The organism is Maribacter thermophilus, assembly GCF_001020565.1.
Taxonomy (GTDB): Bacteria; Bacteroidota; Bacteroidia; order Flavobacteriales; family Flavobacteriaceae; genus Maribacter; species Maribacter thermophilus.
This window is the reverse complement of the sequence record NZ_LDAS01000001.1, coordinates 1,344,912-1,368,419: the sequence shown is the minus strand read 5'-3', so window position 1 is coordinate 1,368,419 and position 23,508 is coordinate 1,344,912. Positions and strand designations below refer to the sequence as shown.

Below are 23,508 nucleotides of genomic sequence, written 5' to 3'. Positions count from 1 at the left end.
TTATTTTTCTTCTGCTTTTGGAGCCAGTTCCTTTTTCGTGAACAGCTTCTTTTCCTTTATTATTTCTGCAATACCTTCAGGTAGCATTTCTTCCCAACCATCTTCACCGTTCATAATTTTCTTTAACACATCCCTGGAGAAAATATGCATGATCTCTGGCTCGTAATCTATAATGTCCATTACCTTGCCATTGTATTTAAAGAACTTGTAGAGTTCTTTCATTCTAGGGTGTACTTTTATATTGTTGCTCGTCATAATCTGCCCCGTATCCGGGTTCTTCATTGGGTACAGATATACCTGTAGGTCTTTGAAGAATAGTTTACCAAAGGCCTCAAGAATACCACCACTTAAATGGCGATAGTATTTTTCGTCAAAAATATCTACCAAATTATTGACCCCCATGGTAAGGCCGATCCTGTTTTTGGTATAGTTGTTAAAGTATTCCACCAACCTGTAATACTCTTGAAATTTAGAGATCATTACAGAGTGCCCAAGGGAGCATAGGAGTTCTGCGCGGCCCATAAAGTCTTCCTCATCTATTTCTCCTGAAGCTTTTAAGTTGGATAAAGTGATCTCAAATATTACGATAGTATTTTTTTCTTCTACTTGCGGGTCCCTTATAAAAATATCGTACGACTTATGAAACATGTCGCTGTTCACCTTGGTAACGGGTCTAAAACTACCACGCATGGCCAAGATGTTTTTCTTGTAAAGCACAGAGGCGGGGAGAAGGTTGTTTCCGTCGGGGCCGAACATCACCGCATCGGTCATGTCGTTTTTTATCAACTGAAGGCTCATTAACCTGTTGTCCACCTCTTTAAAGTTAGGACCTGAGAAATTGATCATATCAATCTCCAGAGTATCCTTATCTATATGGTCGTACAAATATTTAAGCATCTTTTTAGGCTTATGATATTTGTAAAAAGCACCATAAATTAGGTTTACACCAAGAATACCCAATGTTTCTTGCTGTAGTCTGGCTTCGTTCTGTTTAAAACGAATGTGAAGTACAATTTCGTCGTATTCTTTTTGGTCGGGATCAAGTTGATAACGGATTCCTACCCATCCATGACCTTTGTATCGTTTAGAAAAATCGATGGTGGCTACGGTATTGGCATAAGAGAAAAAAACCCTTTCTGGATGCTTTTTCTTGCTAATACGTTCTTCCATCAACTGCATCTCGTACCGCAACATGGTTTTTAAACGAGCCTGCGAAACGTACCTTCCGTCACTTTCGATACCATAAATAGCATCACTAAAATCTTTGTCATAGGCACTCATAGCCTTTGCAATGGTACCGGAGGCACCCCCAGATCTAAAGAAATGTCGCGCTGTTTCCTGTCCCGCCCCAATCTCTGCAAATGTTCCGTAGATATCGGGATTTAAGTTTATTCTTAAAGTTTTAGCTTTAATCGAAGGGATATTCTCAAAGACACTTTCTCTCTTTAAAATTGAAGCCATTATAAATTGTTGTTTCGAGCAAAGTTATAAAGAATGGGTTATCTTACGGGCATTACGGACAAAAAAATACTATAAGTTTACCTAATCGTTTATATAAACGAATCATTACCATCTATCTTATAAATAATCGCACCAATTTTTAAGGAATAAGAATTAAATTTGGGGCAATGAAGAGAGATTTGAAGGTAACATTTTTAGGTACGGGCACTTCGCAGGGCATTCCGATTATCGGGAGTGACCACCCCGTTTGCTTAAGTACCGATTCTAAAGACAAGCGTTTAAGGGTATCTGTTCTGTTATCTTGGGACGAGTATAACTATGTTATAGACTGTGGTCCCGATTTTAGACAACAAATGTTGACGAACAAGGTAAAAAGATTGGATGGCATTCTATTTACCCACGAACATGCAGATCACACGGCCGGTATAGACGATATTCGACCATTCTTTTTTAGGCAAGGAGACATCCCCATATATGCGCACAAGAGAGTGGTAAAATCGTTGAAAAAAAGGTTCGATTACATTTTTGAAACAAAGGACCGCTATCCCGGAGCGCCCGCCGTGGCCATTAATTATGTGGACAAGGACATGGAGATAGAGTTAGGGGGGCAAACTGTGGTGCCTATAGAGGCCATGCACAATAGATTAAAAATTTTAGGGTACCGAATTGGTGATTTTACCTATTTGACCGACGTGAAATCTATGAAAGATGAAGAGTTGGAAAAAATTAAGGGAACCAAGGTTTTGGTCGTAAACGCCTTAAGGATAGAGCCCCACCACTCGCATTTTAACTTGGAGGAAGCCCTGGATTTTGCCCAGCGGGTGCAACCCGAAAAAACATATTTTACCCATATTAGCCATTTGTTGGGTTTTCATGAAGAAGTAGAACAAAGTTTGCCGGATAATGTACATTTGGCTTATGATAATCTTAGCATACATATTTAAATTATGAAGAATAAAATATATCTGTACTTATTTATTTTTGCGGCTTTAATATGCCTTTACCTATTTGTTAGCTCAAATAAAATGACAGCGGCAAGTGATGCCAGGATCCAGGCTTTGGAAACCAAAGTGGAAAACTTAAAGGATTCTTTACAACAGGCAGAACTTAGTGTATTGGAGATGCAATATTTTTCTTTGGAAAACAATGATGATGCCTTGGCATACTATGAGCATCTAGATTTAGAAAACCCGTCGAGATATATTTCCGATAAATTGTTGGAGACCAATGAGTCTGAAGGAGATAACCCTTTGGTGCCTTACGAGGGAATGCAGAACGATTTTAAGATCAACAAGATAAAGGTACTCAACCATAAGTGGATCTTAACCGATTTTTCCGATGGAAAATATTGGGGGGAATTACTGATCAAATACGAACTAAAAGATGATTTGGGGGTTGATTTTACATTGGTAGATCACCTGTTGTACACCAGAAACAATTAAGAATTCGCTATCAACCATTTTTTAAAGGAATGAAAGTTTTGTGGCGATACCCCATGGCCTGTAGGGTATTCTTCGAACACGTTTTTTATTTTTAATTTATCTAAGAATACCGGTGTTCTTTGGGCCCATTCAATAGGGATCACTTGATCTACCTGACCGTGTGAGGTATATATTTTTAATTGTTCAAAGTTGTTGTTCGTGTAGTTTTCTGCCAAGATATTCTCATTGATGTATCCGCTTAGCGCAACGACCCTCTTTATCTTTTCTGGGTACGAGAGGGCAATGGAATAACTAAGGATAGTACCTTGGCTAAACCCTAAGAGGCTCACATTGTCTTTGTCCAACGAATAGGCTTCGCACGCCTCGTCTATAAACTTTACAATCTTTTCCCTTGACTCTATCGCCTGTTCGTCATCGCTCCACTTACCTTTTTCATTGTCAAAATTTATCGCGTACCATGCATAGCCAAAAGGTTGCAGTGTATATGGAGCCCTGACCGATATAATGCATAGGTCTGCCGGTAATTCGGATGCAAAAGAGAAAAGGTCATCTTCGTTACTGCCATAACCATGTAGCATAAAAAGTACAGGTGCCTTTTCCTGTGACAATGATGAAGGTCTGATAACGTGTTCTAAAGATAGGGGAGCGGTAGTCATAAAGTATTATTGAATAAAGGTGAACCACTTTTGAAAATAAGGTCCAAGGATAGGTATTAGTTGTTTTTTATTGTTGAGTACGCCAATGAAACCATATACCCAAAGCACAATGTAGCACAGGTATAGCCCATAAAGTCCATATTGGTTGTACCACACACTGGAAAATAAGGCGAATGCATGAAACAATAAATGAATGCCAAATGCCTGTCTAGTATGAAAACGGGCAAAATCATGCTTTGGTTCAACGTTCATCGTTATGGCTATAATGGCCCCTACAATGGTTAGGTAGGCGATGATGCCCGTGGTTTTACCGGGAATATCTTGGTTTGTTGCCATAGTTAAAAGTTTACGACCATTTTATGGTTAGAGAGTGTTCCCAAAACTTTTCCTTTTAGTTCCTGATTTATAAAAAGAGAGTTTTTGGAACTGCTCAGAATATCTTCAGAGGTAAAATTATAGGTTGTGTCCGGCTCAAAAAGGCTCAAGTTTGCGGTTTCGCCTTCTTTTAGTTTTGGCGTTTCCAATCCAAAATACTCTCTTCCTCGGGTCAATATTTCAATAGTCTCTTCGGTGTCGAATATTTTGTTCAAAATTCCGTAACTACTTTCTAGTCCTATGGTGCCATAATCGGCATTGTCGAACTCTACGTTCTTTCTTTCTATATTCAAAGGAGTGTGGTCAGAGGTTACAAAATCGATAGTGCCGTTTTTAACACCTTTAATTAATTCTTTTGTATCCGCACCGCTCCTTAAGGGGGGGAGCACCTTATAATCGGTTTCAAATTCTTCCAGTACCGTATCCGTAAAAAATAGGTTGTGTACCGCGACACTACAGGTTACGTTTAAGCCTTTCTTTTTGGCGGCCGCGATCAGTTTTACCGAATTGGCGGTACTAATCGTTGGTATGTGCAGTTTTCCGCCCGTATATTCCAATATAAAGAGGTCTCTAGACACCTGTAGCTCTTCTGCCATGGCCGGTATACCCTTTAAACCTAGACGTGTGCTAACAATGCCTTCGTTTACAATACCTTTTCCGGCAATGTGCATGTCCAAAGGAAAAGAGAAAACGGTAGCATCAAAATTTTGTGCGTATTGCAAAGCGATCTTTAGCAGGTTTGGGTTGGCTATGGGGTGTTTAAAATCGTAAAACCCTACCGCACCGGCATTTTTCATATCAAAAAGTTCGGCCAAGTCAACGCCCTCTCCACTTGTGGTAAGATTACCAAGTGGGTGTAGACCTGTCAAATGGTCTTTCGCAGCATTTTTAAGAAATACAATATCTGAACTACTGTCGGGCAACGGAAAGCTATTGGGGTTTAAGACCACATCTGTAAAACCACTACTTGCCGCCGTTTTAAGCCCATTGAATATAGTTTCCCTTTCCTCGTATCCCGGTTCGCCAAAACTTACCCCGGTATCTATCCACCCTATGGAAACATGCATGTTCTTATGGCTCAACACCTTTGTTTTGCTCGGCGGTTCAATGCTGGGGGCAATTTTTTCTATCACCCCATTTTTAATTAAAATATCTCTTTTTTTCAGATGAAATTCTTTCGATTCAGCATTTACTATCTTGACCGATTTTAAGAGTACGTTCATGTAAGGGTTATTTTAATAGTCTTTGGAGTATGGTTTCCAACACTGCAAATACCAGCGCTAAAATAGCAAACCATTTCCAAAATTCGTTGATGCGATTTGTTTTTTGCGTATCCTCAAAGAAATTTAGAACAGTGTCGTAGTAGTTGATATTTTCTTGGTTTTCCAGATTTAAATATGATAATCGACTTTCTGTTCTGTTATAGTTAAAACTAATGTTCTGTAAGGTTTTTCCGTTGTTTCGTATTTCGAAAATTCCGTCGGTAGTCGGGTTTTCCTCAAAAATAAGTTGCACTTTTTTTGGCAAGGACCTTTGTTGCGGAATAAACTCGTAGTCGTCTTTGACAAGGGTAAGAATATTGTCTTTTGATAGCGTTATGGGTATTTCTACCTCTTTGTACTCGCCCAGGGTAGTGTATAGCGAGGGCAGTTTTAGACTGCTCTTGGCAATGTTGTAAAAAGTGGGCACTATTAACGGCGAGTTCTTAAAGTTGGCGTTGTCGTCCGATAAAGACGCGCTAAAAAAGTAGGCATTGTCGTTGCCCATTAAAAACGGAGCCTTGTTCTGTAGTGCCAGTGCCGTTTGTGCATTGGTTTGTACACCATAATAGCTATTAACCTTTGGGTATTGAAAATTAGCCACGTTTCTCTCAAAAACATCGGTATAGATACGGTGGTCAAAAGCAATTTCGGAGATGGCCACGGTTTGTGCTATTGGGTCTTTGTAGGCCGTATTAAAATAGGTGGTAGAGAGCTGGTTGTAAGAATCCACATTGATCTCTATTGCGGGAATAACAACAATACTACCTCCGTTTTTTGTAAAGGTATTTAAGGAGGTAGAAAGGCCCGAAGGTATTTGTTGCAGCTCGTTCAGTATTATTAGGTTGTAATTGTCCAGTGCGCCATAATTTAAACTGGAGAGTGCGGTATTGGTAAAATCGAATTCATCTTCGGTGTATATGCGCTGAAGGTATTCCGCCTCTGCATTTGAAATGGCCAATACCTTTATTTTTTCTGTGGTATTTAGGCTAAAATAAAATTGGTTGTCATAAAAAAGCCCTGAATCGGAAATTACGATTCTGCCCAAAATGGCCTCTCTGGCGGGTATCGAAAAGGTAACGGTCGCCTTTTTGTTGGTATCGAATGTTGCAGAGGTCTTTGCGATCAATTTATCGCCATTGTACAAAGAAACGGGAGTGGCTTCCGTATTCTTATTGGAAGACAAGAGAGCCGTAAGTTCCATAATTTCATTGTTAGATCTTGAAATGAAAACAGAATCAATGGAGATGTTGGTAATATCCTGGGTCGGCGATTTTACAAGATATAGTTGCGATGGCAACGAATCGGTAGGCAAAGGGCCCATCAATGTTTGAAAATCCGAGAAGAGCACTATTTTTTTAGACGTTTCTTTTCGATTAGAGAACAAACTATTGGCCTTTAGTACGATCTGGTCTAATTTTAAGTGGCCTACACTTGGGGCCAGGTCTATAAGATCGTTCTGAATATCCGTAATGGCTACATTTTCGAAAACCTTGTCATTTGTAAATAGAGAGAACGTATAGTTCTCTGGCGTCTCTTTTATAAAATCTTGAATGGTGTTCTGCAATAAGGTACCGTTCTGTGTCTTGGCCTGTAGGCTAAAAGAATTGTCGATGTAAAAGACGGTTTCTTGGGGCCTAAGCGCTTCGTTATTGGCGCTGAAGGGTTGTGCAAAGGCAATGATCAACCCGGCAAATAGCCCTAATCTACATAGTAGGATCAACCACTTTTTTAAAGAGCTGCTCTTTCGTGATTCCGAAACCACTTTTTTAAGCAATTTTACGTTCGTAAAAGGGGTTTTTTTAAACCTGCGAAGTTGAAAAAGGTGAACAATAATGGGAATTATGAGGAGTAGAAGGGCCCAAAGAATTTCTGGATGTTTAAACTGCATTCCTGTTATTGATTAGTCAAAGATACTTATTTTGTAATTAGAAGATCCGCCCAAAGTTCTATTCTTTGGTTAAAATTAAAAACGGGGCATTTAACAAAAGAAGAAATAGTCGGTCATGGGTTGCATGTTTCTACTATTAAAATAATCCTTTATTTCTTTTTGCGCCTCTTCATTGGCCACCGTTATAATGCTTTGTGTGTTGGGTAGCTCTTCCAAGATTTTAAAAGGTAGCATTTTTTTACCGTATATATCTTTTCCTATTTTCTTGGGGTTGTCACATACCCAATAAAAAGGGATCTCTTTTTTTAATAGCTCTCTGGCAATTTTTTTTCCTTTGTTACCTGCGCCCCATACCACCAATGTTTTATTGGGGTCGTGATCCAGTTTTAAAAAATAGAACAGTTTAATGTCCAAAAAATAATTCTGGGCGTAGTGTTCACTTGTTCTAGAGGTTCGGGTATCATAATCTCGCCATAACAACAATACTTGGTCGCAGGGTATTATTTTAAGGTGGTTTTCGTAAAAACGAAAAGTAAGGTCGTAATCTTCGGGGTACCTATCGGGCGAAAAACCGCCACATTTTATAAAGTCTTCTCTATAGGTCATCCAGCAAGGGGAGGGGATCACACATTCTTTATAGATTTCGCTGTAGTTGGTGCCTTTGGCGGTAAGTTTGTTCAGCCATTTTTCGTACCGGTCGTAGCCGTTGCTGATACCTCTGTCAGAAAAATAGTTTACCTGGCCAACGGCCACATGGCCCGTACCATTTTTTAGTAAAGCCCTTACCATATAATCTAACCTGTGGGGTACCATAATATCATCAGAATCCATACGGGTAATAAAGGAGCCCTTGCTGTGGGCGAAACCGGTACGCAAGGCCGCTATAATGCCTTTTCCGTGGTTGTTTATATTTATGATCCTATAGTCTTTTTTCGAGAATTCGGCCACTACTTCGGGGCTGTTGTCGGTAGAGTGGTCGTTTACGGCAATAAGTTGCCACTGATCATAGGTCTGTTCTAAAATGGAAGAAATACAGGCCGGTAAATAAGCTTGGGTATTCTTATACGGAACGAGAATACTGACCAACGGATTTTTCATGGCGGCAATTTAAAAAAAAGGTGGTAACACCGCCCAAAAATGGATTTTAAAAATAATTATGGAAAAAAGATTTTAATAGAAAGAAAAAGCTTTCTATATTTGCACCCGCTTAGGAGGAATGGCAGAGTGGTCGAATGCGGCAGTCTTGAAAACTGTTGAGGGTCACACCTCCGGGGGTTCGAATCCCTCTTCCTCCGCATAAAAGCCCCGTAAACATCTGTTTACGGGGCTTTGTATTTTTAGGTGCTAATACCGGTATCTTATTTAAGATTTTTTAAGAGAGGTTTGTATATAAAAAAAACATATACCATTTAGTTTTTTTTTTACTTTAATTCTGTTATATAATTGAAAATCAGCATTTTAGTCTGTTTTTTATTCAAAAATTGTTAAATAAACCGTTAATAACTACGAGTAACTTTTAATCATCAATATTAAATACCTATTAATTTTGCGGAAGCCCTGTTTCCTAGAACCACTAGGATGAAAAAAAGCCAAGAGGGCAATCTTGGCTTTTAAAGGGATTTATAAATCCATTCAAATATCTTCATATGGAAGATTTTATTTTAATTCTCACCATGTTGGACATTCTGTCCAGATGGTTAGAGAGGCTTAAAAAGCCCTAGTTTTTAGAAGCTGTGTTGAAAGACACGGCTTTTTTTGTGTTACCTGATAGGTGTATCAGGTATATATTACATGCAATATTATGTAAAAAATTAAAAAAATAGTAATTATCATCTCTATTTAACAATTGATTGATATATGACAACTAAGAGAAATTTAACTCTATTGGTCTGTACTCTGTCTTTACTTTAATATTAATTAACGAAGGATAATAGTGGGATAAACAGTATTACGGGATAGATTCATGATTAGGTGATTGTTAAATGCAAATAACACAACGGTACTTTTATTTAGAAGTTAATTAAAAAAACTCTTTTTTTCATTGGCTGTATTAGAACAGGATTATAATAGAAAGTATATAAGCGATTATGGTCTAGGTGATTACGCTTTTCTGTAAGAGATCTTTTCAAAAAAATAGTTAATTTGAGGGGGATTTCTACTTATAGAAAGTATGTACATGTATACGCTTTACAAAACATAGCTATGGTTAAATAGTTTAAGGTTATGCCGGTATTACAGAAAGGTGATAAGACTCATTTAATACAATTTTAGTCGTTTGTAACGGTATCGTATACGTTTAATGTACCGATAAACCCTATAAATGCCTGTTTTATTGGTATTTAGTAAATTACGCCTAAAAAAGAAATAAACGTACCTCGGTACGTTTATACAATTGTTGTACACAATTATGAGAAAATCATTTTACATACTACTAATATTATTGATTTCAGGAAATGTTTTCTGTCAAAATTCAATAATTAGCGAAAGTGATATTCCAAAACTTGATTCCATTATTAATGACTTGGAAGGGAATTACAGTCGAAGTGAAACACCTAATTTTTACTCTCTACCACAAACATCAGCTAGTTATTTTGAAATCATTGCTAAAGACCCAAAAAATTTTCTTGCCGAATTAAAAAAATCAGAGAACCTAGAACAAATACAAAATAAATTCAAAGGATTACAAATTGACAATGATTTACTGGTAATAAAAAACGTTTATTCCGATTATAAAAATGAAAAGAAATTAGAAATAAAATCTTTTGAAATTGCGAACAATCAAAACCACGGCATTACACTATCATTTAATGATTCCCTTAACCAAAATAACTTAAAATATTTTTACTCTAGTTATACAAACAAAAGGGATAGCATAACCACAATTCGTGGCTTTTATTTGAATAATGAATTCAAATCAGTCGCTATTCCAAAAAGACTTTCGGATTGGATTAACTATACTGATTTAATAGTGAGACCAGAAACCTCTATTTTTTATGATAGTGACAATAAATCAAATGGATTTAAACCATACAAAAGAACTATCATTGACTCATTAGTAAATTATTACGAACTAAAAACCAACAAACCACCTTACAAAAAAGAGCAAGATTTCATTACCCGAAGAAAGGAATTAAATGAGTGGCAATCTAAAAAAGAAATATTTGCAGATAGTCTTTATACTAATGACCAAAATTTCAAAAAACTCTTAATTGAAGCGTTAGAATATGCAGAAGAAAATAAAGTTTCTAATGGAGATTTAGAGGACTTTACCGCACAATTAATTTCCAAAAAAAGAGCTTTAGAATTAATGAGACTAAATAGACAGGTTGGAACTTGCAGTTTCGATAATGGTCCAATCATTCAACAAAAAAGGATTGCAAGTTTAGCTTCCAAAACTCAAAATTGGGACGTTTTTATTAAGTCGTTCTTAAATGTGATGAATGATAACGTTTCCAGAAACGCAAATAGTAATATTGCTTCAAACGTTAGAAAAACTTATATCGAAGAGCTTGGAAAACTTGATTTAGATATTGATAAAATCTTATTGGGTTCCAATGTTAGAATTGAAGATGCAACTCGAAAACACTATTTTTCAGATGGTAGCAAAATCGCAAAAGCATATGCTAACTTAAATTCTGACAAACAAGAATATTTCGAGAGTAAAACTTATGAAATAATTAAAGACGAGGAAATTGATGCTTTTAACAAGCTACATTTTTATAATACACTCAAAAACTATCAATACTTTATAAAAGATAGTATCAAAAAAACAGAGTTGGAAAAAGATATTCAAAATTTAGTACCATTACTTCCAATAGAATTAAAATCTCGAATAGAAAACCCAAACAAACAACTTTACGATTTACTTTATCGTGAGAAAGAAGAGCTAGATAATTTTGATGTTAAATCATCAATTATAGCACACATTAGTTCTTATAGTTTTGATGGCGATTGCTGGCAAGCTGAACTTATTGACAAAAAATCTGACGGAAAGATTATTTACGACTTGACAATGGAAATTGGAGAAGAAATAACGCCACTTCAAAATTTTATAGACAAAAAAAGCGAATTGAAATCTCGTGTTGAGGAACATTTATTCTTACAAAAAATCATCAACGATAATAAAGAAAATAAGGTTTACATCAAATTCACAACCGACAAGTCATTTGTTAATCACAGAAACAGAGTGACCGAAGATATGCCAATGGAATTAGTAGACGAATTAGACTTTGAAAATGCAATTTCTCTATATGTGTCATTTCCGAAAAGAAAATATGTACGCTTTGTTTTATTAAATAATGGAAACTTATTGATGTTAGGAATACCTAAAGGCTTTGAGTTACCAGGTTATAAATTCGAAGACTTAATGACTAAAGAAGAAAAATCATTTCTATCAACATCATATAAAAGCTTTAAATTATTTGATGAGAATGGAAAAATATTGAATTAATAAAATAACTGGCTACAACAATGGTAACCGTTGCACAACCCCATAATCCTTAAAATAACGACTCACATAACCGCTTTTCAAGGCGGTTTTGATTTTTAAGCACCTGAACAAACTATTGTTCTAGACCTATAGGTTTATAAATCAAATTCCCGGGGCCGTTTCCGAGCTATTTTTTTTCAAAAACTACCTTAGCCTCAACAACTTGAAAACGAGATCTAAGGTCTCACAGAAGTGAACGTGGTTAAGGTAGTACAAGAGGGAGGATTACCAATGTTGTAGAAGTCTAAGCTTCATTGTATAACATAACCTTAATTCTCTCTTTTGTTATTTCTTATTATTGCATCAATTTAATGAGAATAAAACGTAAGAGGTATATAAGCCATTGAAACGGCTTATATACTAGACCGTTGGCCTTTATTATATTAAGTAAATGAAAATGATAGAATATTTATACTACGGAATGTTGCTAATTTCCATTTTCCTGATCTATTTTGCCTTACGGCAGTACAACGGCACCAGGGAACTAATGCAAAGCGGAATAAAAACGAAAGCGGAGGTTGTTGATTTAATAGAAGTTAGTGATGATGAGGGTACTGCTTTCAAGCCAGTTTTTGAATATAGGGATAGATCAAAAAATTTGATGACCTTCAAAAGTCAGGTCAGTTCACGTCCGGCGCCATACAAAATTGGAGATAAGGTCAATATTATTTACTCCCCGGAATCTGATGAAAGAAAAGTGGTATCGTTCTGGGGCTTGTACCGATGGACCATTATACTTTTATGTATTGCTTCTCCTCTGCTGATTATCGGAGGCGGATATTTGTTATATTCAAGAGGATAAAACAATGGCTAAGCCGTTTATAGTTTATAGCTTGTTTCAAGCTAGGCGCAAAGTCTCTACCAATTGATTAATTTAGTTACACGGAATAGTCCGAACTAGGGGCCATCCACGTGCGAACCGTTGTTATTAGTTATGAAGAAAAAAATTAAAAAATATGTAGCTGCATTTGTCATACTTCTACTTTCTAGTTGTTCTAACGGGCAAACCTCCGTTGCCGAAAATGGAATTAAAGTCATAAATAATAGTATCAATAAAGAACAGTCCGAACTTATATTTGATAACACCAAATCGTTGCCAAACAACACTCAATTATCCATTGCCTTAATTAAAAATGGAAAAATCGACTTTATTGGAACTGAAAGAAAAAATGACACAATTAAGTTAATTGAAAATTATAGGAACGCTTTTGAAATAGGTTCTATCACCAAAGTATTTACAGCGACCTTGTTGTCAAATTTTGTGAGCGACCAAAAAATAACATTGGATGACAACATTCAACACTATCTTGATTTTAACATTAACACAGAAAATGTAATAACGTTCAAACAACTTGCAAACCATACATCTGGACTTCCAAGATTGCCTTCCAATTTAAACCTTTTACTTGTAGATCAAGACAATCCTTATAAAGATTACGACCAAGAAAAGCTTATAAGTTATTTGACAACAGAAATGAAACTAAATCAAGATCCTGGAGTTACATACGAATATTCTAATCTTGGTGCCGGAATTTTGGGATTTGAATTGGCAACAATTTCAAAATCCTCGTATGAATCACTACTACAGAAGAAAATATTCTCAAAATACAAAATGTCCAATTCTACAAGTACAAGAGAAAACCTAAAAACAAAACTTGTCGGAGGACTAAATTCCAATGGAAAAACGACTTCAAATTGGGATTTTGATGTTTTAGCCGGTGGTGGCGCTATTTTTTCTACTGTTGAAGATCTATCCAAATTTGCTGTGGCTCAATTTGATACTGCCAATATTGAATTAACCCTAACCCAAAAGCCTACATTTAAAGTAAACGACAATATGAGTATTGGACTTGGATGGCATATATTAAAAAGAAAAAATGGAGGCGAATTAATTTGGCATAATGGAGGAACTGGAGGTTATACTTCATCAATGGCCTTAGATCTAGAAAACAAAAATGGAATAATAATTCTATCCAATGTTTCTGCATTTCATGAAAAAATGGGCAATATCGACCAATTGTGTTTTGGTCTGATAAGAACATTGGAAAAAAAATAACAAAATGCCTACACTGTATATTGTAAATGGGCCTTTTAGGCATGAATGTTGGCTTTTAAGCACTAACCATTAAAAACAAAATACAACGATTTGGCACCGTGCAAAATTAAAAGGGTTGCAGGTAGCAATTCGCTACTGCCCATCGCCAATATAGATGTGGCATATTACAATAAAACGAAATAAATGGAAGATAGAACATATGAGATAACCAATAGAATACTCTTTCTGATCGGACTTGTTTTCTTTTTGATTGGCCAAATATTATTATCTCAGGGAAATCATTTTGTATATAACCAAGAACCTATAGATTTTGCGCATTGGTTTTTATTGGTGGGAGTAACTTTTTTGATTCCCCAAACAGTGACTTTTCCTAAAAAAATATATAGCTTGATAGGAATTCCCTTGACCATCGTTGGTATTGTTTGCATTATTGGAATGTGTGTATTGGACTTTATTTGGTGGAGCTTTCCTGATGAGGAAATGAGAAATGAATTCACGGGACATATCTCTAAAATTCCGTCCATTTGGAAACCTTTTGTGACCATTGGGCCGAGCTCAAAAATTTTTAATCTGGGATTACTGATTTTAAGTTTCAACTATTTGAAGAAAGGTATATTAGGAATCATCTTGGTGTTCATGGCCAATCTTATTTTATGGCATATAATTCCGTTGCCTTATCGACTGGTTTTTGGTTATGCGCTAACCCTCATTGGTTTTAGCATTATTTTACTGAGAAAGCAATAAAAGCATGCTACAGCAAGGGCCATAGTTGATTGCTACACTTTTAGCCTTTTAAAATTTCTTACTTTTAATTATAACAAAGGCCAATACAGAATAGAACAGAAAAGTTAGTGGAGCAAGTTGGCTACTACTAATACAAGATACGCTTAACGGCAATTAAACCATTGAAAGAAAAGATTGAATGAATATGCTACTAAAGCAACTTAACGAAGAAAATGAAAAGGTTGGAGAAATAGATGTAGAGATACCTAATTTTATTTTCAAGGACTGGAACGTTTATTATAACCTTTATAACCCGGAAAATTTTGAAGATCCCGAAAATAGTCCGGAATGGTATGACGAATCAGATGTTTATGAATACTATGAAGAGCCTTGTTCCAATGCAGAAACGATAACTTTTTACGCGTCGGAAAAGGTTGGTGATTTTGAGACTATTGAAGCGTTTGTGAAAGAATCGGTCAATATTGAAAAAAAAGTATTGGATGCGGTCGTGGACTATACATTTGGAAACAATGGGGCATATGCGGCTGCAAAACATTTTGAATATGCGAAAAGAACTATGGAAATTTTACATCAAACTACGTTTTCCAACGAAGAATTCATAAAACGAAATTTATGCATTAATACCATTTGTGTTGGGCAAGAAGATGATGAATTAGAGTTGCTTTTTGATTGTAGTTGGAACGAGGAACATGGGCTTACGGTTTACTTAAAAAACAATGATGTAGTATCGCTTGAATAATACCATTGCAAAGAACCAGGGTAAAAAAACAATAAAAAATTGTGTACTCCACTTGCTAAAATCCTATCACGTTCTAAACCGGATCGGGCTATTACATAAGCCTGTTTTATACGTTTGTTTCAGACCGTTATCAATGTTGGTTTTGAGTATCCGAAGTATTTTAGCAAAGTGTTTAAAACATAAACGGGGCTCATCTTCTGAATACAGAAATATAAATTAAAATCATGAAGGTTATTATAACAGGATCTACGGGTATGGTCGGCAAGGGTGTTCTACTGGAATGTATAGACGATGAAAGAGTGGACACCATTCTCCTCGTAAACAGAAACCCCGTTGGTATTTCGAATCCTAAAATAAAGGAAATTATACATAAGGATTTTACCGATTTTAGTAGCATTAAAGAAAGTTTTAAAAATTATGATGCTTGTTTTCATTGTATGGGCGTATCATCGGCAGGTATAAGCGAGGAAGCCTATTACAAACTAACATATACAATTTCGGAGGCTCTTGTAAATACCGCCTATAGCGCAAATCCGAATATGCTTTTTACTTATGTTTCCGGTGCAGGAACCGATAGTACGGAGCAGGGAAAAACCATGTGGGCTAACGTAAAGGGCAAAACCGAAAATATGATTTTGAACAAGGGTTTTAAAGACGCTTACGCCTTTAGGCCGGGAGCTATTCTGCCTGAACGTGGCGTTAGATCTAAAACCAAATTGTACCATTTTTTATATGTTGTCACTAAACCAATTTTTCCTTTGTTAAAAAGAATGAAATCGGTTACCACAACTTCAAAAATAGGACTTGCCATGATCAATTTATACAATCGTCCACAATCGTTGAAACATCTTGAAGGTGCCGATATTAATATGGTATCCGAGTTATAAGAATTACTGCACATACCTCCGCATCAACTCCAATGTACAATAGGAAATTCAAGGATGAATTAAAAGGTTGGCCGTGCATCAAAGTTGGTGCATAACCATAAGTTTAGTGCTTAAAAACTGCCTACTTTTTATATATTCACCGTTGTAACATATTAGAAAGACTTTTGGCAATACTTAAAAACATCTTGATTTTAGCTAAAACTGGATTTGCTGAACAAGAAAAAAAAACATTTAAAGAATCGACCCGCATTTTAATCAGATTGTTTTTAGTGCTGCTCGTAATAAAAGTTTTATACTTGGGTATAACCGTTCTAATTGATTTGTTGGACAAAATAATGATACCTGCCGTTTCTAATAACTTTGAGGTAGATACCTTTTCTGGAACCCAAAAATTTATTTTAACGGCATTAATAGTTCCGATTATAGAAGAGCTTACATTTAGACTGGGTTTAAGGTTTTCAAAAATCAACTTTCTTATCATGTTTTCTGGTATTGCTTACATGATGTCAAAATTAATACTGCAATTACAATGGTACACTTCTCTTTGTATTGCCGGTATGGCAGTTTTGTTATTGGCCTTGGTGTTAAAGGATCAAATTGTGAATAGAATGGCGGAATTCTGGAAAAGTAACAGACTGATCGTTTTTTACTCTTTGCTATTCGCTTTTGCTTTCTTACATATGAGCAACTACGATTTGAGGGTTTCTATGTTGCCGTATGTTCCTTTTATGGTTATTTCACATTTGTTGGGCGGATTGGTCTTTAGTTATGCCCGATTTAAATATGGAATGGTAATGGCCATTGGTTTACATGTTTTAAATAACGCGCTCTTTTCGTTCCCCTTGTTGTTTGCATCCTAACATATATTAAAAGCGCTTACAGTCAATACTTTACTGTGTAATTTATCGAAAGATTTGCGTATTTTTATAAGGTAGCAAAATTCAAAGGATTTTGTTCGGGACAATAAAAGCAAAACAAAAAGATTTCGTCGTGTGAATAACAGAAAAAACGCTGGTTTGTTTCCGTATTGTTCATAGCCAACCATTATGTTCTTTTAAAGAAAAACCTTCATGAACAAGTCTTTAGTACTATTTGTTACCTTACTGGCACTATCTTGCCAAAAGAAAACAGAAAACTTAAACCTAAGAGAGGGACTCCACATTTCCAATGTTTCAATAATCACCACAGAAGATGGAAACTATAGTCCATATATTGGTCACCTAGTAGCGGAAAAGGACAAAATAGTTTACATAGGAGAAAACGAACCACCTATTAGCGGAAAATTTGAAAAAATTGATGGAACCGGAAAGTTTGTAGTTTCAGGGTTGATAGATAACCATGTACATATTACAGAGGTACAAGGAATGCTCCCTCATCATATGGAAAAGTACCCTGAGCTAACGAAAGAATTTAACAGCCAAATGCCAAAAAGCTATTTATACTATGGCTTTACAACGCTTATAAATCTTGGGGGCATATCAAAAGAGCAGATAACATCTTTTGATCAAGGCCCCTATAAACCCGATCTATATCATACAGGCTACTCAGGGGCATCCGTTGCTAATGGTTATCCAATGAATTTTGCCCCCGAAGAAAATAGATTTGAAACAACACCCAATTTCATTTTCATTGAAAGTGAAGCAAACAACATTCCAGATAAATTTGATCCTGCCGACCATACGCCCAAAGCAGTTGTTGAGCGAATTAAAAAATCTGGGGCCATTGCCGTAAAGTCGTATTATGAATCCGGTTTTAGGGGAATGCCCAAATTACCTGTGCCTACCAAAAGTATTATGAAAGAACTACTAGAGGAGTCTCGTTCAAATGAACTTGTTTTAACTGTTCATGGTAATTCTCTTGAAGCCCACTCCTTTTTGGCCGATGTGGGGGTAGATGTTATAGCACATGGTTTGTGGAACTGGGAAGAATATAAGGATGCACCTAGAGATTCTCTTCCCTTGCCCATAAAAGAAACGTTGGATTTGCAAATTCAAAAACAAATAGGCTACACACCTACGTTAACGGTTATTGCCGGTGAAGAGGCTTTGGCGGATGATGCCTTTCTAAACTTGCCCGAATTAAAAAAGGTTGTACCAAATAAACTACTTGAATGGTATAAGACGGAGGAAGGACAATGGTTTGCCAAAGAACTTTTTAGTGAATTCGACGTAGAGATGGTACACGGTATCTATGGAAATATTCAAGCACATGCGATGCAGGCACTAAAATACCTTTCGGACAACGACGGGTTCATTTTATTTGGCACAGATACCCCATCGGCACCAACTTATGGAAACCAACCTGGTTATAATGGATATTGGGAACTCAAATTAATGAAAGAAGCAGGCGTTCCATTAAATAAAATTCTTTCGTCCGCTACAATAAATAATGCAAAAGCTTTTCATTTAGATGCCTCTATTGGCTCCTTAAAAACGGGCAAAAAAGCTAATATGGTTATTATGTCTAAAAATCCGTTAAAAGAAATTGAAGCTTATAATTCCATAGAAAAAGTTGTTGTAGGAGGCGAAGTCATACATAGAGGAGACCTAGGGGTCAAAGACTAACGACCAGAGAACAAAGTTTATAAACAATGCGAATAGGTTTAACTATATTAATTGGAATACACGCAATTATCCATTTATTTGGATTTTTTAAGGCATTTGGGGTATCTGAGTTTAATGCAATTTCACAACCGATCTCAAAAACCTACGGTGTATTTTGGTTGTTTACATTTTTACTTTTTGTTATTACAGTAATCTTGATCCTTTTACATGCCGATTATTGGTGGTTAAGCGGTTTTATAGGTGTAATTTTATCGCAGGTACTGATTTTTAACTATTGGTCCGACGCAAAATTTGGCACAATTGCAAACATCCTTATTTTATTGGCGGCAATTATCGGATATGCAAGTTTCGGGTTTAATGAGAAAATCAAAAAAGAAAGAATAGCTCTATTTAAGAATGCACAACTAAAGAACCAAGAGATTGTTACCGAAAAAGCATTGGTATATTTACCACCAATTGTTCAAAAATGGTTGATGAATAACGGAATGGTCGGAAGAGAATTAATTTATAATGTCCATTTGACGCAAAGCCTAGAACTCAAATTAAAACCAGAACAATCATCTTTTAACAAGGGTACTGCAGAACAGTATTTTACCGTTCAACCCCCAGCATTCAATTGGAACGTTAATACCGAAATGAACTCAATATTGAGTGTGGTGGGTAGAGACAAGTTTGAAGATGGTAAAGGTGAGATGATCATTAAACTTTTATCACTTATTACGGTTGCAAACGCAAAAAATGACGAAAAGGTAAATCAAGCAACCTTACAGCGATATTTGGCGGAAATCGTGTGGTTTCCCTCAGCCTCATTGAGTCAGTATATAAAATGGGAGACTATAGATGACTATACGGCAAGGGCAACAATGGAGTATAAAGGAACAAAAGGTTCTGGTGAATTTTATTTTGATAAAGACGGAAATTTTGAAAAATTCGTAGCAATGCGTTACCAAGATTCAAACGATGCCGAACCTACCGAATGGACCGTAACCGCAACCAAAACCGAAAAAATTAATGGAGTAACAATACCCGTTGAGTGCGAAGCAAAATGGGGGCTCGAGAAGGGTGAATGGACTTGGTTAAAATTAAAAATAAAGGACATTCGATACAACGTGAAAAAAATACCAGTGGCCAAAAATGGATATAAAAAATAGGCGAGACAATAGGATCCTAGAAATGGACTTGTACGAAGTTTGTGCTAACAAAAATTTTAATGTTTCGAAATCAACTGCTTTCATAACGATAAAGGATAGAAACTTGTTTATGGGTCAGAACCTCTTTTAACATGCTTTATTTAGAAACGTTGGCGGCTTTCGTAAAAGACCTATTTGCAAGTAAACATAGCATCTCTTTTTTACCATTTTTTACCTTGTAAATACTTCATGTTTGTGTTGTTAACTTACACGGCACATCTAAAAATGACGATATTATAAAGTAAAGTTATACTTTGCTTATGTATTTTAGTCTATAAACGTCAAAACGTTTCAAAAACCGTACGGCGGTATATTTTTTAGAACCAAACAAAAAAAGGGCTATGAAGAGTTTTATTTCAATTTTTGAAATTCCTGCAACAGAAATTTCACGGGCGGTCGATTTTTATTGCGCCATTTTGAACATCAACATTGAAAAAATGGAATTTCCTGATATGCAAATGGGCATATTTCCGTACGAAGGACAAATGGTTACAGGGGTCATAGTAAAGGCAGAGGGGTACAGACCTTCGGCTGATGGAGTTACCATCTATTTAAATGGAGGGGACAATCTTCAAATAATTCTTGATAGGGTAGAGAAAAATGGCGGGAAAATTATGGTCCCAAAATCACTTCATGCAGATGAAAGCGGTTATTATGCCATATTTATTGACTCGGAAGGAAACAAAATTGGTCTGCATTCCCCAAACTGAACAAGAAAGTAAAAAACATACAACCATGGCTGTATGTAATACGGACTTTAGAACAGCATTAAATGTTTTCTGCGTATCTCTATATTCACTAAATTGTAAATTAATCGAGAGCGAATATTCAAATTCAGCTTTTGCCAAGACAAAATAGGCCTAAACAATAAGCTTTGGCTTCGTGCACAGATCAAACCGGCAATACGTATACTTGTCCGTAGCTGTAGCAGAAGGTGTATCCTCCCCACTACGCTTATATCTAAAATAATATGTTATGAAAAGTGTAGTTCTTGCGATCACCCTGATTTTAAGTACCGGTATTTATGCTCAAAATGAATTCGAAAATACTAATGTCTTTGTACGGGTTTATGATTTAGAAGGTAAAAAGGTAGGTAGGGGAAAAATATATTCAATTACCGAAACATCACTTCAATTATATAGAAAAGAGGTGTTTTTTGAAATTCCTGTTAGTAATATTGGCTCAATTAGAACAAAACGTTCTGCAGGAAACAATATTCTTGTCGGTGCGGCAACAGGAGCCACATCAATGGCAGTTTTAGGAGCCGCCACTGCGGATCCGAATGCCACTTTTTTTGCGTATTCAGTTGGGGAAGGAGCTGGTGCTGGAGCTTTATTAGGAGCGACCTTAGGTGCGGGAATCGGGGGTATTACTGTTCTTTTTAAGAATTCTAAATCATATGAAATAAGTGGAGATAAGGTAAAATGGAAAGCTTTTAAAGAAATGATATTACCTGATAAATAAGTTGTTGTTAAAAGTTGTTCGAATTAAATTGAAGGCTAATCACTTTTATATACTATTTTAACTCCGGCTCTATAGACTGTTTTTTTATATCATATATTTTATAACCAACAGGTTGGGTGCCGCATTAGGGATTATAACGGGAGCTAATTTTATAGCGATCCGTATATTTGACTTATGGCCACAACAAGAGAACCTGACAATAATATCAGGGATCTTTCAATCAATGTCGGTTTGGATACTTTATCCCTTATGTACCTACAATTGCTGTGGGTGATCATGGTATTGCTATTTGGTATGGAGTTTATCTGTGGTAAAAAAAAGGGCGAATAATACAGGAATATCATTGGTAGTTTAGTAAGATTTATTGCTTATCCGAGATTTTCCAAGTTTAATAGCACCTAATATGGGCCAAATAGATTCGGCTTTTATCATATCATTGTTTTACAAAAGTATGTAAGTACTCTTTGGTGTATTTGACCGGTATATGCAAAAATAAAAGGACCATTGAAAAAGGCCCACATCCGATGCTGGATATGGGCCTATTCGTTACGTTTTTATCCCAATAGGGTTTTATATGTTACTTACAACCTCTGGGTCCAAGTTTAGAAACGAATCAAAATATTGGCGGAAGTTGTTAGGTTTGGGTTACTGGCAGATGTAACGTTCATGGTTGTGGTAAAATGATCCATAGATCCTAGAACATTGAGCAATACTATTTGCCCCGACGCGTTGAGCTCTATAATTGAACTGGCCGTATCTACGCCGTTAATCTTATAGTCACTAAAGTTGACGACATAATTGCTGTACAGATCGGCTCCTTGTACCCTGACTCCGTCTAGGTATACCTCGGCGGTAAAAGCAATGTCGCCAGGAGAAAAGCCACTGCCTAGGGTTACGCTTTTGTTGGGCATAGAAAGTTCACTTAGATCGTTTAGACTAACTACCAATGATATATCCCTAGAAGTTCCTTTTTCATCCGTGGCCCTTACGGTCACGTTGAGGGTAGGGTTTGTTTCGTAATCGAATAAAGAGGCATCGCTTACCTCTAGCATACCAGCATTGGTTACACTGAAAGCACCAGAAACCGATTCGCTGTATACGGTGTAGGAAAGTGCCCCATGCATGCCTTCATGGTAATCTTCCAAATATTGGGTTATATCGGCAATAGGGGACGAAGTATTACGGTTTTCGTCCATAGAAATGTTCGTGCCGATACTCGTATTAAAACCCCATGAACTTTCTTGTATGTTGTTCAGTTGTACTAATATTGTAATGTCTTGGGTATGGCCTTGGTTGTCAGAAATAGTTACGTTAGCTGTCTTGGCCCCCGTTTCATAATCCATCAGGTAACCATGGTTCACAATAACATCACCATTGGTGTCTATAGCCAATAAATCGGTCGTAATTTGTGAAATGGAATAAGAAAACACGATATCAGGGTCATTTGTGTTTGGGGCAATGTTACCAATAACCGTTCCGCTATTTGGATGTTCATTTATGGTCAATGTCAGGTTCTCTGCCGTCCAACTAACCTCGTCAACGTCTATTAGTGAAATGGTAATGGTGTTTTCCAAGGATGTTCCATGACCATCGGTGACGGTAAACTTTGAGGTAATAAGAGGGTTGGTCTCATAATCAAATATACTGGCGTCGTTTACATAAAGCTCTCTGCCCTCTACACGCAAGGCACCTTCGTGACTTTGTTCGCTCAATGTAATGGTAGGTTCTCCATATAGCTCTTCGTCATAGTCGCCAAGTGCTATCGTGAGCAAGTGTTCATCGGCATCCGGGTTTTCGTACATACCGATCTCTATGGGGCCTATGGCCCAAACGGATTCGAGTACATCGTTTAGGGTAAGGGTTATGTTGAAATCTTTAGATTCGTCACCGACACTCACTGTTATCACGGCCGTAAATTCCGGATTTGTTTCATAATCCAATACAGATTTATCGTTAAGCACCAATACTCCGTTCTCTATGGAGAAGGCCCCGTCTACGGACTGTGATTTTATAGAAAACGTGGGCGACACATCTGCACCGTTCTCAATGGTAATGTAATCCGTAAGTTCGGCTAGATCAAGGGGCAACTCTTCTTCGTTATCAATTTCGGTGATCTCGTCCATTTCAATCGAAATGTCCTCTGTGGTGATGGATACCGTGGTTTGCTCCTCAATCGTTTCGTCGGTGGAGCTATCATCATCTTTGGAACATGATGAAATTAGAGACCCGAAGGTCAATGCGTAGATCAGTAAAAGATTTGTGTTTTTCATAATTGGTATTATTAATTTTTT

At 36.6% G+C, this 23,508-nt stretch carries 21 protein-coding genes and 1 tRNA gene; 15 read left to right on the top strand and 7 right to left on the bottom strand.

What is annotated here, in order from left to right:
• Positions 1-1,461 (bottom strand): nucleotidyl transferase family protein, encoded by a 1,461-nt coding sequence (locus tag AB657_RS05945; RefSeq protein WP_047245655.1) that lies wholly within the window; start codon positions 1,459-1,461, stop codon positions 1-3.
• A 167-nt stretch (positions 1,462-1,628) separates the two neighbouring features.
• Between AB657_RS05945 and AB657_RS05940 the strand changes: the two genes are divergently transcribed.
• Both AB657_RS05940 and AB657_RS05935 read left to right on the top strand, forming a co-directional pair.
• Complete coding sequence (locus AB657_RS05940; protein WP_232304849.1) at positions 1,629-2,405, top strand: MBL fold metallo-hydrolase; 777 nt, start codon at positions 1,629-1,631, stop codon at positions 2,403-2,405.
• 3 nt (positions 2,406-2,408) lie between these two features.
• Positions 2,409-2,903: a hypothetical protein gene (locus tag AB657_RS05935; RefSeq protein WP_047245654.1), complete on the top strand. Its 495-nt coding sequence runs from the start codon at positions 2,409-2,411 to the stop codon at positions 2,901-2,903.
• On the opposite strand, the gene AB657_RS05930 is transcribed toward AB657_RS05935, so the two are convergent.
• The 5 genes from AB657_RS05930 to AB657_RS05910 form a co-directional block, all read right to left on the bottom strand.
• Complete coding sequence (locus tag AB657_RS05930; RefSeq protein WP_047245653.1) at positions 2,900-3,559, bottom strand: alpha/beta hydrolase; 660 nt, start codon at positions 3,557-3,559, stop codon at positions 2,900-2,902. The two genes, AB657_RS05935 and AB657_RS05930, sit on opposite strands and share 4 nt — an antisense overlap.
• A gap of 6 nt (positions 3,560-3,565) precedes the next feature.
• Positions 3,566-3,895 (bottom strand): hypothetical protein, encoded by a 330-nt coding sequence (locus AB657_RS05925; RefSeq protein WP_047245652.1) that lies wholly within the window; start codon positions 3,893-3,895, stop codon positions 3,566-3,568.
• A 2-nt stretch (positions 3,896-3,897) separates the two neighbouring features.
• Positions 3,898-5,157: a dihydroorotase gene (locus AB657_RS05920; protein WP_047245651.1), complete on the bottom strand. Its 1,260-nt coding sequence runs from the start codon at positions 5,155-5,157 to the stop codon at positions 3,898-3,900.
• A 7-nt stretch (positions 5,158-5,164) separates the two neighbouring features.
• The gene (locus AB657_RS05915; protein ID WP_047245650.1) at positions 5,165-7,084 is read right to left on the bottom strand and encodes a BatA domain-containing protein; all 1,920 of its coding nucleotides are present in this window, start codon (positions 7,082-7,084) and stop codon (positions 5,165-5,167) included.
• Between the two features lie 90 nt (positions 7,085-7,174).
• Entirely contained in the window at positions 7,175-8,182 is a 1,008-nt protein-coding gene (locus tag AB657_RS05910) for a glycosyltransferase (RefSeq protein ID WP_047245649.1), read from the bottom strand.
• A gap of 112 nt (positions 8,183-8,294) precedes the next feature.
• Between AB657_RS05910 and AB657_RS05905 the strand changes: the two genes are divergently transcribed.
• The 13 genes from AB657_RS05905 (at position 8,295) to AB657_RS17945 (ending at position 21,547) form a co-directional block, all read left to right on the top strand.
• A tRNA-Ser gene (locus AB657_RS05905) sits at positions 8,295-8,379 on the top strand.
• A 1,112-nt stretch (positions 8,380-9,491) separates the two neighbouring features.
• A complete protein-coding gene (locus AB657_RS05900) occupies positions 9,492-11,534 on the top strand; it encodes a hypothetical protein (RefSeq protein WP_047245648.1) in 2,043 nt (680 codons plus the stop codon).
• A 436-nt stretch (positions 11,535-11,970) separates the two neighbouring features.
• A complete protein-coding gene (locus AB657_RS05895) occupies positions 11,971-12,375 on the top strand; it encodes a DUF3592 domain-containing protein (protein WP_198146878.1) in 405 nt (134 codons plus the stop codon).
• Between the two features lie 132 nt (positions 12,376-12,507).
• Positions 12,508-13,629, top strand: coding sequence for a serine hydrolase domain-containing protein (locus tag AB657_RS05890; protein ID WP_047245646.1), 1,122 nt, complete (start codon positions 12,508-12,510; stop codon positions 13,627-13,629).
• A gap of 183 nt (positions 13,630-13,812) precedes the next feature.
• Positions 13,813-14,373 (top strand): hypothetical protein, encoded by a 561-nt coding sequence (locus AB657_RS05885; RefSeq protein ID WP_052958639.1) that lies wholly within the window; start codon positions 13,813-13,815, stop codon positions 14,371-14,373.
• 178 nt (positions 14,374-14,551) lie between these two features.
• Positions 14,552-15,112: a DUF6985 domain-containing protein gene (locus AB657_RS05880; protein ID WP_157491607.1), complete on the top strand. Its 561-nt coding sequence runs from the start codon at positions 14,552-14,554 to the stop codon at positions 15,110-15,112.
• A gap of 224 nt (positions 15,113-15,336) precedes the next feature.
• Positions 15,337-15,999 carry an NAD-dependent epimerase/dehydratase family protein gene (locus AB657_RS05875; RefSeq protein ID WP_047245644.1) on the top strand — a complete coding sequence of 221 codons (663 nt, stop codon included), beginning with the start codon at positions 15,337-15,339 and terminating at the stop codon, positions 15,997-15,999.
• Positions 16,000-16,295: 296 nt separating this feature from the next.
• Positions 16,296-16,859: a CPBP family glutamic-type intramembrane protease gene (locus tag AB657_RS05870; protein ID WP_157491605.1), complete on the top strand. Its 564-nt coding sequence runs from the start codon at positions 16,296-16,298 to the stop codon at positions 16,857-16,859.
• 210 nt (positions 16,860-17,069) lie between these two features.
• A complete protein-coding gene (locus AB657_RS05865) occupies positions 17,070-18,563 on the top strand; it encodes an amidohydrolase family protein (protein WP_052958638.1) in 1,494 nt (497 codons plus the stop codon).
• Positions 18,564-18,589: 26 nt separating this feature from the next.
• Entirely contained in the window at positions 18,590-19,714 is a 1,125-nt protein-coding gene (locus tag AB657_RS05860; protein WP_047245642.1) for a DUF6920 family protein, read from the top strand.
• 380 nt (positions 19,715-20,094) lie between these two features.
• Positions 20,095-20,463, top strand: coding sequence for a VOC family protein (locus AB657_RS05855; protein WP_047245641.1), 369 nt, complete (start codon positions 20,095-20,097; stop codon positions 20,461-20,463).
• Positions 20,464-20,728: 265 nt separating this feature from the next.
• Positions 20,729-21,217, top strand: a complete 489-nt coding sequence (locus tag AB657_RS05850; RefSeq protein ID WP_047245640.1) for a hypothetical protein — start codon at positions 20,729-20,731, stop codon at positions 21,215-21,217.
• Between the two features lie 174 nt (positions 21,218-21,391).
• Positions 21,392-21,547 carry a hypothetical protein gene (locus tag AB657_RS17945; RefSeq protein WP_157491603.1) on the top strand — a complete coding sequence of 52 codons (156 nt, stop codon included), beginning with the start codon at positions 21,392-21,394 and terminating at the stop codon, positions 21,545-21,547.
• A gap of 272 nt (positions 21,548-21,819) precedes the next feature.
• On the opposite strand, the gene AB657_RS05845 is transcribed toward AB657_RS17945, so the two are convergent.
• A complete protein-coding gene (locus tag AB657_RS05845; RefSeq protein WP_047245639.1) occupies positions 21,820-23,487 on the bottom strand; it encodes a cadherin repeat domain-containing protein in 1,668 nt (555 codons plus the stop codon).
• Positions 23,488-23,508: the final 21 nt, after the last annotated feature.